This is a genomic window from Prevotella scopos JCM 17725, from assembly GCF_018127785.1.
Lineage (GTDB): Bacteria > Bacteroidota > Bacteroidia > Bacteroidales > Bacteroidaceae > Prevotella > Prevotella scopos.
Map to the genome: position 1 here is coordinate 1,072,869 of NZ_CP072390.1, position 16,251 is coordinate 1,089,119.

The 16,251-nt window shown below is 38.6% G+C and carries 15 protein-coding genes and 1 pseudogene; 4 read left to right on the top strand and 12 right to left on the bottom strand.

Going from position 1 to position 16,251, the window contains the following annotated elements:
• Nucleotides 1–204: 204 nt before the first annotated feature.
• From J4856_RS09885 to ffh, 7 genes are read right to left on the bottom strand one after another with little or no spacing between them, the layout of a single operon-like run.
• On the bottom strand, nt 205–747 hold the full coding sequence (locus J4856_RS09885; RefSeq protein ID WP_025838153.1) for a 2-oxoacid:ferredoxin oxidoreductase subunit gamma family protein: 543 nt from the start codon (nt 745–747) through the stop codon (nt 205–207).
• Between the two features lie 28 nt (nt 748–775).
• A complete protein-coding gene (locus J4856_RS09890) occupies nt 776–1,543 on the bottom strand; it encodes a thiamine pyrophosphate-dependent enzyme (RefSeq protein WP_025838155.1) in 768 nt (255 codons plus the stop codon).
• Between the two features lie 18 nt (nt 1,544–1,561).
• Nucleotides 1,562–2,647, bottom strand: coding sequence for a 3-methyl-2-oxobutanoate dehydrogenase subunit VorB (locus J4856_RS09895; RefSeq protein WP_025838157.1), 1,086 nt, complete (start codon nt 2,645–2,647; stop codon nt 1,562–1,564).
• Between the two features lie 2 nt (nt 2,648–2,649).
• Nucleotides 2,650–2,883 carry a 4Fe-4S dicluster domain-containing protein gene (locus J4856_RS09900; RefSeq protein WP_025838159.1) on the bottom strand — a complete coding sequence of 78 codons (234 nt, stop codon included), beginning with the start codon at nt 2,881–2,883 and terminating at the stop codon, nt 2,650–2,652.
• A gap of 12 nt (nt 2,884–2,895) precedes the next feature.
• Nucleotides 2,896–3,075, bottom strand: a complete 180-nt coding sequence (locus J4856_RS09905) for a tetratricopeptide repeat protein (RefSeq protein WP_025838161.1) — start codon at nt 3,073–3,075, stop codon at nt 2,896–2,898.
• Nucleotides 3,076–3,960, bottom strand: coding sequence for a bifunctional methylenetetrahydrofolate dehydrogenase/methenyltetrahydrofolate cyclohydrolase FolD (folD, locus tag J4856_RS09910; RefSeq protein WP_065367755.1), 885 nt, complete (start codon nt 3,958–3,960; stop codon nt 3,076–3,078). It abuts the gene before it with no gap.
• Between the two features lie 31 nt (nt 3,961–3,991).
• Nucleotides 3,992–5,344 carry a signal recognition particle protein gene (ffh, locus tag J4856_RS09915; RefSeq protein WP_025838163.1) on the bottom strand — a complete coding sequence of 451 codons (1,353 nt, stop codon included), beginning with the start codon at nt 5,342–5,344 and terminating at the stop codon, nt 3,992–3,994.
• A gap of 189 nt (nt 5,345–5,533) precedes the next feature.
• On the opposite strand from ffh, the gene J4856_RS09920 reads away from it, so the two are divergent.
• The 3 genes from J4856_RS09920 (at nt 5,534) to J4856_RS09930 (ending at nt 6,581) form a co-directional block, all read left to right on the top strand.
• The gene (locus J4856_RS09920; RefSeq protein ID WP_025838165.1) at nt 5,534–5,713 is read left to right on the top strand and encodes a hypothetical protein; all 180 of its coding nucleotides are present in this window, start codon (nt 5,534–5,536) and stop codon (nt 5,711–5,713) included.
• A gap of 183 nt (nt 5,714–5,896) precedes the next feature.
• The gene (locus J4856_RS13265; RefSeq protein ID WP_025838167.1) at nt 5,897–6,211 is read left to right on the top strand and encodes a helix-turn-helix domain-containing protein; all 315 of its coding nucleotides are present in this window, start codon (nt 5,897–5,899) and stop codon (nt 6,209–6,211) included.
• A gap of 115 nt (nt 6,212–6,326) precedes the next feature.
• A complete protein-coding gene (locus tag J4856_RS09930; RefSeq protein WP_065367754.1) occupies nt 6,327–6,581 on the top strand; it encodes a transposase in 255 nt (84 codons plus the stop codon).
• Nucleotides 6,582–6,739: 158 nt separating this feature from the next.
• On the opposite strand, the gene J4856_RS09935 is transcribed toward J4856_RS09930, so the two are convergent.
• The 3 genes and pseudogenes from J4856_RS09935 to J4856_RS09945 form a co-directional block, all read right to left on the bottom strand.
• A complete protein-coding gene (locus J4856_RS09935) occupies nt 6,740–7,648 on the bottom strand; it encodes a dihydroorotate dehydrogenase (RefSeq protein WP_025838169.1) in 909 nt (302 codons plus the stop codon).
• A gap of 116 nt (nt 7,649–7,764) precedes the next feature.
• Nucleotides 7,765–8,541: a dihydroorotate dehydrogenase electron transfer subunit gene (locus tag J4856_RS09940; RefSeq protein WP_025838172.1), complete on the bottom strand. Its 777-nt coding sequence runs from the start codon at nt 8,539–8,541 to the stop codon at nt 7,765–7,767.
• Nucleotides 8,542–9,045: 504 nt separating this feature from the next.
• Nucleotides 9,046–9,423 (bottom strand): annotated as a pseudogene (locus J4856_RS09945) (IS1380 family transposase); the annotation flags it as partial.
• A gap of 165 nt (nt 9,424–9,588) precedes the next feature.
• On the opposite strand from J4856_RS09945, the gene avs4 reads away from it, so the two are divergent.
• Nucleotides 9,589–14,280: an AVAST type 4 anti-phage nuclease Avs4 gene (gene avs4 / locus J4856_RS09950; protein ID WP_025838174.1), complete on the top strand. Its 4,692-nt coding sequence runs from the start codon at nt 9,589–9,591 to the stop codon at nt 14,278–14,280.
• Between the two features lie 555 nt (nt 14,281–14,835).
• Here the strand turns inward: avs4 and J4856_RS09955 are convergent.
• Nucleotides 14,836–15,066, bottom strand: a complete 231-nt coding sequence (locus tag J4856_RS09955; protein WP_025838177.1) for a hypothetical protein — start codon at nt 15,064–15,066, stop codon at nt 14,836–14,838.
• Nucleotides 15,067–15,676: 610 nt separating this feature from the next.
• On the bottom strand, nt 15,677–16,147 hold the full coding sequence (locus J4856_RS09960) for a helix-turn-helix domain-containing protein (protein ID WP_025838178.1): 471 nt from the start codon (nt 16,145–16,147) through the stop codon (nt 15,677–15,679).
• Nucleotides 16,148–16,251: the final 104 nt, after the last annotated feature.

Consider the following 16,251-nt stretch of genomic DNA (forward strand, 5'->3'; position numbering starts at 1 on the left):
TATTCGTCTTCATTCTGCTGCTTTCTATCATCCTTTTCGAGATGCAGGATGTCTAGCTCTTTATAGTAAGCGTATAAGAGACATAAAAGAAAAAGGGATCCATAGCATCACTGCTGAGATCCCTTAAACAAATTAGAGAGTTATAAAAAATCAGGTTCATTCTTAAAATTACTGCAGATACCTCTACAGTAATATCACTCATAATTACTGCTGAGTAATAATCTTCATGCCCTCTTCCACTGCTTCCATATTCAGCGGAATGAGTTTATGATGGCGTTCTGGCAGACTCTTAAAGAGTGCCTTCTTAAGACCATCGGTGCTGACAACAGGACAAACCTTTAACAGTCCACCTAAGACTATCATATTAAAAACTTTTGAATTCTTCATCTCAGCAGCCTTGTCCATAGCATTGATACGATAGACATTGATGTCCTTACGAGTTGGAGGGTTGAAGACACCGTATCCATCATAGATAAGCAAACCACCCGGCTTTACCTTTGGTTCAAACTTATCCAATGAAGGCTGGTTCAAAACAATCGCAACATCATATTTGCTGAGAATAGGAGAAGAAATACGGTCGTCACTTACAATAACCGTAACGTTGGCAGTACCACCACGCTGTTCTGGTCCATAAGCAGGCATCCATGTTATCTCCTTATTTTCCATTAGTCCCGAATAAGCCAGAATCTTACCCATAGAGAGTACGCCCTGACCACCGAAGCCACTAATAATTATCTCTTTTTTCATATTACACCTTATTTATATGGGAGAAGAATTAAAGACCTGTGGTGTCTTTCAAATCTCCCTTTTCATATTCAGGGAACATATTCTCACGCATCCACTCATTAGCCTTTACAGGAGTAAGTTTCCAACCACTATTACAGGTAGAAACAATCTCAACCAACGAGCTTCCCTTTCCTTGCATACTTGCTTCAAAAGCTTTGCGAATAGCACGCTTTGCTTTATTGATTGAAGCTACGGTGTCAACACTCTGACGAGTTACATAGCAGGTTCCCTTCAAGTGACTTGCCAACTCCGTAATGTTCAGATTATAGCCATGCAGTTCTGGTTCACGACCATACGGACAAGTTGCAGTCTTCTGACCCATAAGCGTTGTAGGCGACATCTGACCACCTGTCATACCATAAATGGCATTATTAATAAAGATAATTGTAAAGTTCTCACCACGGTTCAAAGCATGGAGTGTCTCTGCTGTACCAATACAGGCAAGGTCACCATCACCCTGATAAGTGAATACCAAACGATCTTCCCAAAGGCGCTTAACACCCGTTGCAACAGCTGGAGCACGTCCGTGAGGAGCCTCTTGCCAGTCAATATCGAGATAGCGATAAGCAAACACGGCACAGCCTACAGGACAGACTCCAATTGCCTTGTCATTCATTCCCATATCCTCGATTACTTCTGCAACTAACTTATGAACCACACCATGTGAACAACCTGGACAATAGTGCATTGTCGTGTCGTTCATTAGCGTAGGCTTCTTATACACCAGGTTCTCCGGTGAAATTATATCATTTGCCATAATAAACGTCCTCCTTTCTTACTTAACTAACGTTTCCTTGAGTGCGTTGACAATCTCTTCTGGGTCAGGAACAATACCACCTAAGCGTCCAAAGTGCTCTACTGGTAAAGCTCCGTTGATTGCCAAACGAACATCCTGTACCATCTGACCTGCATTGATTTCACTTACCAATACACCCTTCTTACCCTTACAAAGCTCTGCAAGCTGTTTGCTTGGGAAAGGCCACAAAGTGATTGGACGGAATAAACCAACCTTTAATCCTTCCTCACGTGCCAACTCCACAGCTTTCTCACCGATACGTGCAGCACTACCGAAACTAACGATAACATAGTCTGCATCTTCGCACTGCTGAGTCTCAAAGCGTACCTCATTCTCACGAATCTGACGATACTTCTCCTGTAAGTGGAGGTTTCTTTCTTCCATTATCTCTGGCTTCAATTCCAAAGAAGTAATGATATTAGGATTACGATCAGCTGTACGACCTGTTGAAGCCCATGGGCATTCTTTGATGATTTCCTCCTCCGTACGGCGTGGTTTTTGTGGAGGAAGAATTACTTTTTCCATCATCTGACCGATCACACCATCAGAAAGAATCATCGCAGGGTTACGATACTTGAATGCTAATTCAAAAGCCAAATCGACAAAATCAGCCATCTCCTGTACAGAGTTTGGTGCTAACACAATTACATTGTAATCGCCATTACCACCTCCACGTGTTGCCTGGAAATAGTCACTCTGGCTCGGCTGGATTGTTCCAAGACCTGGACCGCCACGCTGAACGTTAACAAAGACGCCTGGAAGTTCTGCACCAGCCATATAGCTGATACCCTCCTGCATCAAAGCTACACCAGGTGATGAAGAACTTGTCAGCACACGCTTACCAGCACCAGCACCACCATATATCATATTGATTGAAGCCACCTCGCTCTCAGCCTGAAGAACAACCATACCCGTTGTTTCCCAAGGTTTCAATGCTGCAAGTGTCTCAATTATCTCACTCTGAGGAGTGATAGGGTAACCAAAGTAGCCATCAGCGCCACAGCGGATTGCTGCATGGGCTATAGCCTCGTTACCCTTCATTAGTTTTACATCTTGTTCTGCCATAATTACACCTCCACTTTTTTACGATAGACTGTGATACAGCCATCAGGACACACCGTAGCACAAGCAGCACAACCAATGCAATCATCTGGGCGTGCTGACTCAATATACGGATATCCGTGGACATTTACTTTCTTTTGAGCCAATGCAATAACATCTTTCGGACATGCAACGATACACAATTGGCATCCTTTGCATCTATCTGTGTTTACTACAATGGCACCTTTCATCTTGCTCATAGTTTTTGTATTTTAAGGATTATACGCATCCTTGTTATAGAAGTTAAGAATATTCTCCACCATTTCTTTTGCGATTACTGCTGGAGAATCAGGGTCCAACTCGATTGCCTCCATATAGTTAGCTAAGGCTTCTTGCCAGTCGCCTCTCTGTCGGCATTCATTACCTCGTTGGAAATATTCCTCTGCTGTCATCTACTTATAGTATTCTTTCTTGCCTGCAGCAAGTGTATTTTTCATTAGTGAACAGATGGTCATAGGACCAACACCACCCGGAACAGGCGTAATGAATGAGCAAAGAGGAGCAACCTCATCAAACTTAACATCGCCACACAACCTAAATCCACCCTTACGAGTTTCGTCTTTCACACGTGTTGTACCAACGTCAATAACCACTGCACCAGGCTTCACCATATCAGCTGTTACAAATTCAGGTCTGCCAATAGCTGCTATAATGATATCTGCCTCTTGACACTCTTTCTTCAAGTCTTTTGAACGAGAGTGGCACACTGTAACTGTTGAATCTCCATACTGCTTCTGCATCATCAACTGTGCCATAGGCTTACCTACGATGTTACTGCGACCTAAGATAACACACTTTTTACCTGAAGTCTCAATATGATAATGCTGCAATAAGGTAAGAATACCCAATGGAGTAGCGGAAATAAAGCAAGGTAGTCCGATAGCCATACGTCCCACATTAATAGGATGGAAACCATCTACATCCTTGCGATAGTCAACCGCCATTATTATTTTCTGCTCATCAATATGCTTTGGCAAAGGAAGCTGAACAATGAAGCCATCAACGTCCTCATCCTTATTCAGCTTATCCACACAAGCCAAAAGCTCTTCTTCTGTAACATCAGCCTCAAAACGAATGAGTGTAGATTTAAAGCCACACTGTTCGCAGGCAATTACCTTATTCTTAACATAGGTTTCACTTCCTCCATCATGCCCCACCAAAACGGCAGCCAAATGGGGTTGTTTACCACCTGCGGCAACGATTGCCTTCACTTCTTCGGCAATCTCACGCTTTATAGCTGTAGCTGTTGCCTTTCCGTCTATTAACTGATATTCCATAGTAATATATTATTTGATAAATATGTTTCTTTTACATCTTCGGCATGCCTGGCATTCCTGGCATACCCTTCATTTTGCTCATCATACCTGCCATCTTCGAGCCAGTTACCATCTTCATCATCTTACGCGTCTGATCAAACTGTTTTATGAGTCGGTTGACCTCTTGTATATTGGTACCAGAACCCTTTGCAATACGTTGACGACGTGAATTATTGAGCAACTCAGGATTTGTACGCTCCTTCGGTGTCATACTCTGAATAATAGCTTCAATACCTTTGAAAGCATTATCATCAATATCAACATCTCGAATAGCTTTGCCTACACCAGGAATCATAGAAGCGAGGTCTTTTAGGTTACCCATCTTCTTGATTTGCTGTATCTGATTATAGAAATCGTTGAAATCAAACTGATTCTTCTGAATCTTCTTTTGCAGACGCTTTGCCTCTTCCTCATCAAACTGCTCCTGCGCACGTTCAACAAGTGAGACTACGTCACCCATACCCAAGATACGATCTGCCATACGACCTGGATGGAACACATCGATGGCTTCCATCTTCTCTCCTGTGCCAATGAACTTGATAGGCTTTGTGACAACCGTACGGATTGACAATGCTGCACCACCACGTGTATCACCATCAAGCTTTGTAAGAACGACGCCATTAAAATCTAATCGATCATTAAACTCCTTGGCAGTATTCACTGCGTCTTGCCCTGTCATTGAGTCAACGACAAACAGGGTTTCATCAGGATGAACATGATTCTTGAGACTCTCAATCTCATTCATCATCTCCTCATCAACGGCCAGACGACCAGCGGTATCGATGATGACAACATCATATCCCTTTGCCTTTGCCTCTGCAAGTGCGTGATCTGCAATATCATTCACATTCTTGTTATCAGGCTCGCTATAGACAGCTACACCAACCTGCTCACCAACTACTTTCAACTGATCAATAGCAGCAGGACGATATACGTCACAAGCAACCAGCAATGGATTCTTATGTTCCTTCGTCTTGAGCATGTTTGCCAATTTACCAGAGAATGTGGTCTTACCAGAACCTTGCAAACCACTCATCAATATGATTGATGGCTTACCTGACAGATTCAAACCAACAGCCTCACCACCCATCAACTCTGCCAACTCATCATGCACAATCTTAACCATGAGTTGTCCAGGTTTAACAGCTGTAAGCACGTTCATACCTAATGCCTTCTGCTTTACAGTGTCAGTAAATGATTTTGCAACTTTATAGTTAACATCGGCATCAAGAAGCGCTCTGCGCACGTCCTTCAGGGTTTCTGCTACATTTATCTCTGTAATCTTTCCCTCTCCTTTGAGAATCTTAAAGGAGCGTTCAAGACGATCACTTAAATTTTCAAACATTGCTTTTAAACGTAAACTTATATATTCTTATTCTATCTTACAAAGATAATAAAAAGGAAAATAATTCAGCAAGCGAAAGCCCTCTATTTTAATGTATTTTAAAACACATGCTGCAAGATAATGCGCATATAAATATGGTTTGTGCAAAAAAATGTAAATCAAAACAGACAAAATTACTTATTACTGACAATGAAATATAGAGACCCCTACCATTCCCCAGAAAAGAGAAGAAGCCTCCTCCCTCTCCGAATGGAGAGGAGAGTAATAACCGAGATACCCCTTGTATTGGTTAATGCTTTATGGTTGACAGGTAAACAAATGGAGCTTCAGGAATTTGAAGTGATAATGGGTAAAAAGAAACCGCCGTAAATATTGTATATTTGAATATCCACAAACAAATGTACAAAGATGAACAGCTGTTTCCTATATCATGCCTGAGGGATTTACACCCACGAATTCATTTGTACAGAATATAAACTTAACAGAATCATTTTACATGCGCAAGCAAAAGGGCGAAGAAGATGTTGCCCTTCTTGTGGTGCACACTCTATTGTGAAGAATAGGTATCTCCTGCGGGACTTTGTTGAACTTCCCATAGGTGGCAAGCGAGTAACTAGACGCATGAAGGTACAACGCTATAAATGTAAAGAATATGATTTCGACCAGCAGGAAAATATACACTTTGCCACCAGCAGTCGCAGCTATACTCACCGCTTTGCCAAGTATGTAGTGGATTTGCTTCGTGGTATGACGCTTCAGGATGTGTCGAACCATCTGGGTGTGTCATGGGACATAGTAAAGGAGATACACTCCTCTTACCTTGAGCACCATACAGCCCTCCTTCTCTGGATGGTGTGGAGAATATAGGCATTGATGAGTTTGCCGTCAGTAAAGGGCATACATATAAAGACGATTGTAGTGGATTTAGATAAGGTGCTGTATAAGGGTAATGGGTAAGGGTGCGGAATCCTTGGCAGGATAAGTGCTTGACGGCAGGATAAGGCAGGCGGAACAGAACAAGATTACCCAACTGCAGAAAATAGCTATTACCATGCGAACCTACAGAAAAGGCATCCTTGCTTGGTATGACTGCCATCTATCAACAGGAAAAGTCGAAGGCATCAATAACAAGACTAAAGTAATGAAACGAAATACGTATGGATTCAGGGATGAGAGAAATTTTACACTACGGCTCTATGCACTGCACGACTATCGTATCACTCGAAATGTCGAATAGACCTCTTTTTGCTCCATACTAAAAAAGAAGTGCCGATAGCGTTTTGCCCCAAAATGAGAAAACGCTGTCGGCACCTATTTTTTATTAATAATGCCACATTTCAACAAGGTAAACCTAGTAGGGAATAGCCTTACCCCCACTCTACCTTACTTAGCTGCTTACGCAAGACAGTTGATGATTTCCGTAACCGACTTGCAACCATGATGGTCGAGCCAACTGTTTATACCATCACGCACCTTTATCGTAACCTGTGGATCAATGAAGTTCGCTGTACCTATCTGAATGGCAGTTGCGCCTGCCATGAGGAATTCAATCGCATCTTCAGCTGTAGAAATACCGCCAAGACCGATAATAGGAATCTTAACAGCCTTTGCCACATCATTGACCATTCGGACAGCTACAGGCTTTACAGCTGGACCACTCAAGCCACCCGTACGGATACTCAACTTTGGACAACGACGCTCAATATCAATCGCCATTCCCATCAACGTGTTAATCAGTGATACTGAATCAGCACCCTCATCTTCGCAAGCACGTGCTATGCTGGCAATGTCAGTGACATTAGGCGAAAGCTTGACAATCATTGTCTTGTGATAATGCTGGCGCACAGCCTTCACAACGGAAGCAGCTCCAGAGCAAGTGACACCGAACGACATACCACCTTCTTTCACATTAGGGCAAGAGATGTTCACCTCAATAGAAGGAATACCCTCCAATGCATCAAGTTTCTCTGCAGTCTCCGCATACGTTTCGGGCGAATTTCCACTGACATTGACAATCATATTCGTGTCGATATCTTTTATCTTAGGATAGATATGTTTGATGAAGTAATCTACTCCCTTATTTTGCAAACCCACACAATTAAGCATTCCCTGAGGTGTCTCTACCATACGTGGATAGTCATTTCCTTCACGTGGTTCCAACGTCGTACCCTTGACGATAATACCTCCAAGTTCCTCCAATGGTACGAAATCAGCAAACTCCAAACCATAGCCAAAGGTACCACTGGCTGTCATCACTGGATTCTTGAGCTGTAAGTTATTTATCTTTACACTTAAATCAGCCATATTTTAATCATCTATTTTTACAAAACTATGTGATTGTATGCTTTTTCCTTTTTAATACTATTAATATAATATAGGTATCATAAAAGGAAACTAAGTTTCAATCTCTCTTTTCTGATTTATTCTTCCCACATCAATCTACGTGTGTCGAAGACAGGACCTTCCGTACAAACGCAGAGATTTCCCCCCGTCGTTTTCTCTACACAGCACAGACAAGCACCAACACCGCACGCCATCATATTCTCCAACGATGCCTCGCAAGGAATTGATGCCTTATGAGCATAACGTGCCACTGCCTTCATCATTGGCTTAGGACCACACGTAGAAATACGATCAAAACGCTCTGTGGACAGGATAGAGTGATTTGTGACAAAACCCTTCTCACCTGCAGAACCGTCCTCTGTAGTAATACATACCTTTCCATACTTCTCGAAAAGTGAAAGCTCTGCTAAGTCGGCTGCTGTACGAGCCCCCAACAAAAAGACAGGTAATCCACCAGCCTCCTTTATCTGCTTACCGAAATAAAGCAACGGAGCAACGCCAACACCACCGCCTACAAGCAATACTCGTTCTGACGGACTTGCCAAAGGTGCAAACGTATTACCCAAAGGAAGCACACAATTTAAAGTATCGCCTTCACGGAGACGTGCAAGCGTATTCGTACCTTCACCTATGGTTGCAACCAGAAGCCATAACTCATTACGCTCAATATCAACGAAATTAATGGAAATAGGACGGCGAAGAAAAGTGGAAGGCGAGCCGTCCACTCTCACCTCTACAAACTGACCAGGCAGCATCTCTGGAAGCGGTTTCTCATCTGTCAGCTTAATAAGGACATTCCTTGCATTGACACGTTCCACGGAAGATACCTTCAAGTCGAGGACATATTTCTTCATCTTTGCTTTGTTTAAAAAACTATGCAAATATAGGCAAAATATCCCGATTATAGACTGATTGAAGAAAAAAACAGAAAGAAATCCTTTCAAAATGAGTAATGCCCATAAACATCTATCACATTAATAATACAATTTACACCTTTATATATAATCAGAAAGAAACAATCTTATGCTTTTTCAGTCTCCGTGCTATAACCCAGCACATAATGTGTTAGTTCCTAACACACGTGGTGTGGATGATTAGCACGATACGTGCTAAGGGAGTAAACATCTCGAAAAACAACACAACAAAACAAGCTATAGGGCAAATTACAAGCTGTGACACGCTGTTAATCCTTGCATCAACTACCTTTGTATGAGTTTGAAAATCTCGAAGGAAGGTATAGAGAACATAGGTGACAGACTACATAACTTCTGTTAGTCACGCGTTAAAAGTCAATGGATATGGGGGACGACAGGCAAAGGTGAATGAGAAAAGCCAGTGTTTTAAGGGGTGGGAAACTTTAGTAAGGTATTCAACTTTTCTGCTGTGTTGAAACGATACGACTTGTCAGAGGTTTCGCTCTTATAGGCAATATTCTATTCGGCAAGTTCCTTCAGTCCGCGCCCCACGGTGTCGGCACCAGGTAACAGCGCACCTGGTCTCTGTCTGAACTGTCCTGTAAGCGCATTGATTTCCTCAAGACAATCCTCACAACAAAGGTAACTGAAGAAGAGGGAGCCCAGGATTCTTCCATGACAGAATGCCTTGCCTCTGCACCTGCGTCTGCCCAACACGGATTCGGTAAGTTTTTCAAAGCCCAACTTTGAGAAAACGTCCATAATATGATAAATTCCACCGAAAGAAGTGATATTCTCGTTTTTTATTGCTACCTTTGTCATGTCAGTTTTTTGCTTACTTGTTGTGTTTACAGCACCAAGATAGGTGAAAATTCTGACATATCCAAGTATTTTGAGAACTTTGTTTCTCAGGCACTTGGAGTTCTTACAAGAATTTATGCTGCGGAATTAAGGGAATATTAACATCAAATAGAATAAATTCAAGAAATGAATTGGAAAATTTTTGGAGTAAAATACGACAAACAAGAAACGTGGGCATTTGAACAAATGTCTTATTTGCTTTTTTGTGCAGAGTTCAACAATCGTGTTGGACTTTTCCGATATAAGAACCAAACAGGAATTGAGACAGAACCAATCGAAAAAGACGGAAAATTTTATGGTTTTCAATCTAAATACTACACTACATTAATCGCTGACAATAAAGAAGACATTATTGATTCAATTAAAAAAGCTAAATCCCAAAACAAGCAACTAGACGAATTATATCTTTACATCAACCAAGAACTTTCCGAAAGCACTACTAAAAGCAAAAAGAAACCGCAATATCAATTAGACATTGAGAAAGCCGCTAAGACAGCAGGAATAAGTATTCAATGGCGAGTCCCAAGTAATTTTGAATTACAATTATCTTTGCCTGAAAATAAATACATACATGACGTTTTTTTCAGTCTTGACCCAAACGAAGGAAATTTACTTGATGAGATTTATAAACACAACGAGAATATTTTACAAGCAATCCAGACAGAAATAACATTCGGAGACAAACAAATTAAAATTGACCGAAGTTCTGTTGTTGAATCAATAGCAAATGCTTCTCAAAAGAAAAAAAACATAATTATTTCGGGTGAAGGTGGCTGCGGTAAAACCGCAATTTTCAAAGAGTTTTATAACTCTTGCTTTAAGAAAATACCAATTTGTGTGTTTAAGGCAAATGAACTTAATGTAAATCACATTAACGACATATTTCACATAGACCACAAATTTACATTTGCACAGTTTCTCAATGCCTACAAGGACGAACCACTTAAAATATTTGTAATTGATTCCGCAGAAAAACTTGCAGAGATTTCTAGCAACGATATTCTTACTACGTTAATTCAAAAGTTAAAAGAGAATGCTTGGAATATCATCTTTACAACACGCTACGCTTATCTTAACGATTTAACTTTTTTGATAAAAGAGAATTATCAGTTGCCGTTTGACGTAAATGATGTTTCTCTGATTGGTACTGAGGAATTAAAATCAATAACAGACGAATTCAAATTCCCACTTCCCGACAATCAAAAATTCGTAGAGCGACTTAGAAACTTGTTTTACCTAAGAGAATATGTTCAACAACATTCCAACATTGACAAACAAGGAAACTACAAAGAATTTATTGACTTGCTTTGGAAAAAGCGAATACAAAATACCGTTCAAAAAGACAACCTGCACCTTGAACGAGAAAAATGTATTATCAGCATTGCCAAACAAAGGTGTGAAACAGGACGGTTCTATATCAATGCTGATAGTTTACCACAATCAGCATTGTTTCAATTAAAGCAAGATGAAATACTCGGCTATGATGATACTCATTGCGGATATTTTATTACTCACGATATTTATGAAGAATGGACATTGAATAAAATTGTTTCCCGAAGTTTTTCAAACACATCAACCACAAAAGAGTTTCTTGACGACTTAGGGAATTCTTTACCCATTCGCAGAGCATTTAGGTTATGGCTATCAGACCATTTATCAGAAAACAGTAAGGAAATAGAAATTTTCATTCAAAGTGCTTTTACAAGCACTGATGTTATTCAATTTTGGAAAGACGAAATTTTAGTTTCCGTTTTACTTTCAGATTATTCAGAAACATTCTTTAAATTTTTTGAGAAAGAAATCATTGCAGATGATTTTAAAATACTAAAACGAATTTTGTTCCTGCTAAGAATCGCCTGTACTGATATTTCTGCAATTCAAAATATTGAAATTATAAAACCTAAAGGTAAAGGTTGGGAAGAAGTAATTGCCCTTATTTACAAACATGAAACTGACTTTTTCGACAACAACCTAAAACTTGTTTTACCTGTTTTAACTGATTGGTGCGCATTCAATAAAAAAGGAGTAACAACAAGATACACAGGTTTATTAGCATTAAGCGTAATACAAAAAACTGAAACTGAAGAAAATTTCTTCATACACGATGTTGCGGAAGAAAAAATTTTGAAAGTGGTTTTTAATTCAGCCAATGAACTAAAAACCGAACTAAAAGAAATATTTGACAAAGTAGTTTCTAATACATGGACAGAATACAGAGCCCCCTACGAAGGACTTTGCTCTAAAATTTTAGAGAAGCCCTACATAGCAATTGAATTAATTAAAACACTTCCATTATCTGTTATTCAATTATGTGATTTATTTTGGCAAAAACAGCCGAAAAAGCAAGACGGATTTGGATATGAAAGCGATACAATGGAAAGTCGTTATGGCTTACTGGGCAAACACGAATTGAATTATTTCCCCTCAAATGCTAATCAAACGCCAATAAAATGGTTATTGCAAATAGAATTCTGCAAAACACTTGATTTTATCATAGATTTTACAAATAGGGCTGTTGATTCTTATAGTAAATCCGACTATGGACAACAAGACGTTAAAAAAATCACATTACACGTAAGCGAAACGAAAGTAACACAGTATTTGAGTGACGCAATTTGGAGTATGTATCGTGGAGGAGGAAGTCCCTCTGTTCCCCACGTATTAGAGTCAATGCATATGGCATTAGAAAAAATTCTTTTAGAATTTTCTCTAATCTCAAAGTCCGAAATAATTCAGAATATACTTCTTAAAATTCTCATTCAATCAAAATCAGCTTCACTTACTTCTGTTGTTTGTAGTGTTGTGCTTGCGAATCCTGATAAGTTCTATGATGTTGCTTTGATTTTATTCAAAACAATTGAATTATTTCACATAGACACGATTAGGTGGTCAGGCGAATTTCATACTAAATCACTGTATGGTATAGGATATGGAATGGATAAAATAAAAGACATTTTATACACAGATGAAAGATTGAAAACTTATGAAGATAAACATAGAAACTCAAATTTAGAATCATTGTTTCTTAATTATCAACTTTTTGGTGTCAAAGGATTTAACGAAGAGCAGAATACTGAATACATCGGTAAATTATACGACATTATTGACCAATATAAATCAAATACTTCAACAAGTAAATCCTTTGGAATATTGTTGGCTAGAATGGATAGACGTAATTTAATACCAAAAGTATCACAGCATGACGACAACCATTTACGAATAGAATTTACGCCTAAAGAACTTTCTGACGAACATAAAAAGGAAAGCGAAGAAGCGTTAAATCAACATCAAGAACTTCTTAAATACTCTTCGCTAAGAATGTGGGCTGATTTTTTGATTGGTGCGAGAAATCAAACTAAAAGCGCAAAGCAAGAGGAATATGACAACAATCCTCTTTTAGCTTTATCAGAAACAAAGCAACTTGTTGAAGAACTGAAAGCAGGACGAAACGGAATAGGTATGCTTGATTATTCTATACCTGCGTTTTCGTGTTCTAAATTATTACTTGAACACAAAGACAAATTATCAAAAGAAGATAAGCTTTTTTGTAAAGAAATTATTCTTTCTTCCCTGTCGAATCTTTTCACCGATAATTATGATTATCAAATAAGTGATGGCGTTGAAGCCTCTATTCATGCAATTCCATCATTAATAAAAGAATACCCTGATGAAATAGAAAGCTATGTTTCTATAATGGTTTTAACTCTTTTCGATGAAACATCTCTTGGTGCTTACAAAAGAATATGTGATTACGTTATTGAATCTATTCATAATTCAAAATTATGGGAGCAAAATTCAAAAGTTGCACAGGCAATTCTGTTCGGATATGTAAAACTCAAACCCATCTACAAAACCATTGTTGCTGAAAAAAGAAAAGAAATTGGTTGGGGACGAATTTCTAAAAAATCCATTTTCGAAGAATTAGAGAAAAGAAATTCTGATTTCACTTTTGAAAATTCATCATTAGACATAAACAACATTACTTCACTTGATATTCATTCTTTGGAAATAGTTCTTCAGTTAATACCATCTGACACGAAAGATATAATTCACTTAGAAATTTATGCAAAATCGTTGCCCTTATTAGCTTCACAGTTATTAAAAGACAGAAGAAGTTACAAAGATGATTCAGGAGACAATTCTAACATTTACTTATTACGCTTGCATATTTTCAAAAATTTTGCTTATTTCATTTTACATAGAGAGAAATATGAAATTGATGCGTTTCTAAAACCATTTGTTGACTCATTTTCTTCAACCGAAGAAACAGCTTCATTTATTGGAGAATTAGTAAGTGCAGAGGATTATCTAAACAAGTATGAACAATTTTGGCATATTTGGGACAATCTATATCCAAAAATAAAAGAACTATGTGTAAATCCATGTGGCTATCATTTAAAAGAAATCATAATAAATTATTTTTTCGCATGGCGTTGGTGGCGTGAAGGAATTGAAGATTGGCATAGTTTAAAAGAGGGAAATTTATCCCTTTATGCAAATGCTTCAAAAGATATAGGAAACATTCCTGCTGTATTGTATTCTGTTGTCAAAGTTTTAAATTCAATCGGGACAAACTTTAAAGACGAAGGTATTGATTGGATTTATACAATTGTGTCAAACAACAAATTGTTACATCATGACGACTTAGAATCAAACACTTTATATTATTTGGAAAAGTTTTTAAGAAAGTTCGTTTTCATCAACAGACAAAAAATAAAAGAAGAAATTAGATTGAAAAATAAAATTATTCCGATTCTTGATTTCATGATTGAACGAGGTTCTATGCATGGATATTTATTAAGAGAAAGTATTTTATGATATTGCTGTCCGGTAAAACTTTATGGGCTATCTGTATTAGTTAAAATAGACTTGAACTTATTATTCCTTAGAATTATCGGTTATTATAGGTCTATTCTTGTCTAAATAAGTGCATTTTATAATGCTTACAGTTTGAAACTGAAAACCAAGCTCCAGAATGAGTAAAACTGCTGCAATACCGATGGATAAAGAGATACAGAGCTTTCAGTTTACTTTTACCGGACAGCAATAATTTTATGAAAACCATAACAACATGAAAACACCTGCTTCCAACAAGCATATAGGCATAAGTAGTGCTGTAGGCTCGCGGAAGCAGTGGTGAAAACCTGCAAGTATCTTGCTTGTACAAACTACAGTTAACTATCCCTTGCACTAATATGTCGATTGATATGAAAATAAGTTGAAAATGATTTGGATTTGTCTTAGAATTCTTTTGAGCCGTCTCAACTCACTGTCAAAAGTAACGAGGTGTTTTTCATTGGGGTTTCTTTGCTCCTTTCTTTATCCACTTAGGTTCACGAAAGAAAGGATCGGTCGGCAAATCTGCCGACTGCGTTACTCTGTCTGTTCTTCTTGAACGGTTATCCGTCCCGTCCTTACATCGGGGTGGGTGGAGAAAGCCCAATTCACCTCCTCATCGGGCAGGGTGCTGCGAATATTCCAAGCCAGTACCAATCCGCAATTCTGAATGACCTTTTGCCGTGCTTCCTCCCTGCTTTTGGCAACCACCTCAAACACTCCCTCGAAAATGTACTGCATTCGTACTCTGTAAACTCTCTTCTTCATATTCTCCAATAGTCCGTTAAATATTATGCTGCATCAGCAGCGAAACTAAATATATCATTTATCCTTTCTTTATTTAATGGCGTGTTCGGTCTTTTCTCGAACACGTCAATAATTCGTTGCGCGTAATAGGCATCCACTTCCAACATACGATTCCTTAGATTTACACTTTCCTGTCACTACTGTCATCCAAAGAGAGTTTATAACTAATTAGTTTATAAGGAGTTTGTGCTAAATGTTAAAATGACAGCAAACTAAATCGAAAATAGTTTTGTAAGTAAACGCTTAAATTTAAGTCTATCGTAACACTTCAAAACTCTGGATAGACATGATAAAACGTAAGAACCCTGTAGTATAAATAAGAGAAAAGGTCTTTGTGGGCTTAAAGTTCGTTTGCATGCTATAAACACCTATTTCTTTATAGTAAGAGCAAATACATAAAAATAGAAACAAAGGCTTGTAAGAAAGATTACATAGATTCTTATAGAATAATGTACGCTACTTAGAAATTGTTTTAAGAGATATCTAATGTAACTTTGCACTCGGAAGTTAACGAATACGTTTACAAACTCCGAGTGCTATTCTTTGAATATCAATTTCGCATTCCTAAAACTTACTTCTTTGGAACAAAAGTCTCCCATGTTTGGTCATCAAAGAAGATACGAATCTCTGTGATACGACGTTGTGGTTTGTCAATATATTTTACCTCTGTGCGAGACGGACTTTTGTACATATTATCACTATATGGAGAGCTAATCTGTTCCGTCTCTGGTAGTGAGGAGGGGGTAGGATTAGGAAAGTCAAGCACACCCTCAGAGACTCCAGGAGACATCATACCAGCTTCTCCAGTTGAAGAATTAGGTTCAGAAACCTGATCCTTAAACATAGGTCCTTGTCCATACAGAAGCCAATCAAGATTAATCTTTGTAAACTTACTCTTGATAGCCTCAACTGTATTTAGAGTCGGTTTTGTTCTACCAGTAAAAATACTACTAAGAGATGCTGATGAGATTCCTATGAAATCTGCGAAAGTTTGTTGAGTCATGTGCTGACTCTCCATGAGCTGTCTGATTCGATCTTTCATATCCAAATTCTATCGTTCGTTAGCAAATAGAGAAGTTTTTTAGCTGAATAGCCACTTCTCTAAGAACTTTACAAAGGTAAACATAATATTTTAAATATCAAAAT

Coding starts and splice junctions, on each gene's coding strand:
- J4856_RS09955 (WP_025838177.1), bottom strand. CDS start 15,066: ATGAAGAAGAGAGTTTACAGAGTACGAATGCAGTACATTTTCGAGGGA.
- avs4 (WP_025838174.1), top strand. CDS start 9,589: ATGAATTGGAAAATTTTTGGAGTAAAATACGACAAACAAGAAACGTGG.
- J4856_RS09885 (WP_025838153.1), bottom strand. CDS start 747: ATGAAAAAAGAGATAATTATTAGTGGCTTCGGTGGTCAGGGCGTACTC.
- J4856_RS09905 (WP_025838161.1), bottom strand. CDS start 3,075: ATGACAGCAGAGGAATATTTCCAACGAGGTAATGAATGCCGACAGAGA.
- folD (WP_065367755.1), bottom strand. CDS start 3,960: ATGGAATATCAGTTAATAGACGGAAAGGCAACAGCTACAGCTATAAAG.
- J4856_RS09890 (WP_025838155.1), bottom strand. CDS start 1,543: ATGGCAAATGATATAATTTCACCGGAGAACCTGGTGTATAAGAAGCCT.
- J4856_RS09940 (WP_025838172.1), bottom strand. CDS start 8,541: ATGAAGAAATATGTCCTCGACTTGAAGGTATCTTCCGTGGAACGTGTC.
- ffh (WP_025838163.1), bottom strand. CDS start 5,344: ATGTTTGAAAATTTAAGTGATCGTCTTGAACGCTCCTTTAAGATTCTC.
- J4856_RS09935 (WP_025838169.1), bottom strand. CDS start 7,648: ATGGCTGATTTAAGTGTAAAGATAAATAACTTACAGCTCAAGAATCCA.
- J4856_RS09900 (WP_025838159.1), bottom strand. CDS start 2,883: ATGAGCAAGATGAAAGGTGCCATTGTAGTAAACACAGATAGATGCAAA.
- J4856_RS09895 (WP_025838157.1), bottom strand. CDS start 2,647: ATGGCAGAACAAGATGTAAAACTAATGAAGGGTAACGAGGCTATAGCC.
- J4856_RS09920 (WP_025838165.1), top strand. CDS start 5,534: ATGAAATATAGAGACCCCTACCATTCCCCAGAAAAGAGAAGAAGCCTC.
- J4856_RS09960 (WP_025838178.1), bottom strand. CDS start 16,147: ATGAAAGATCGAATCAGACAGCTCATGGAGAGTCAGCACATGACTCAA.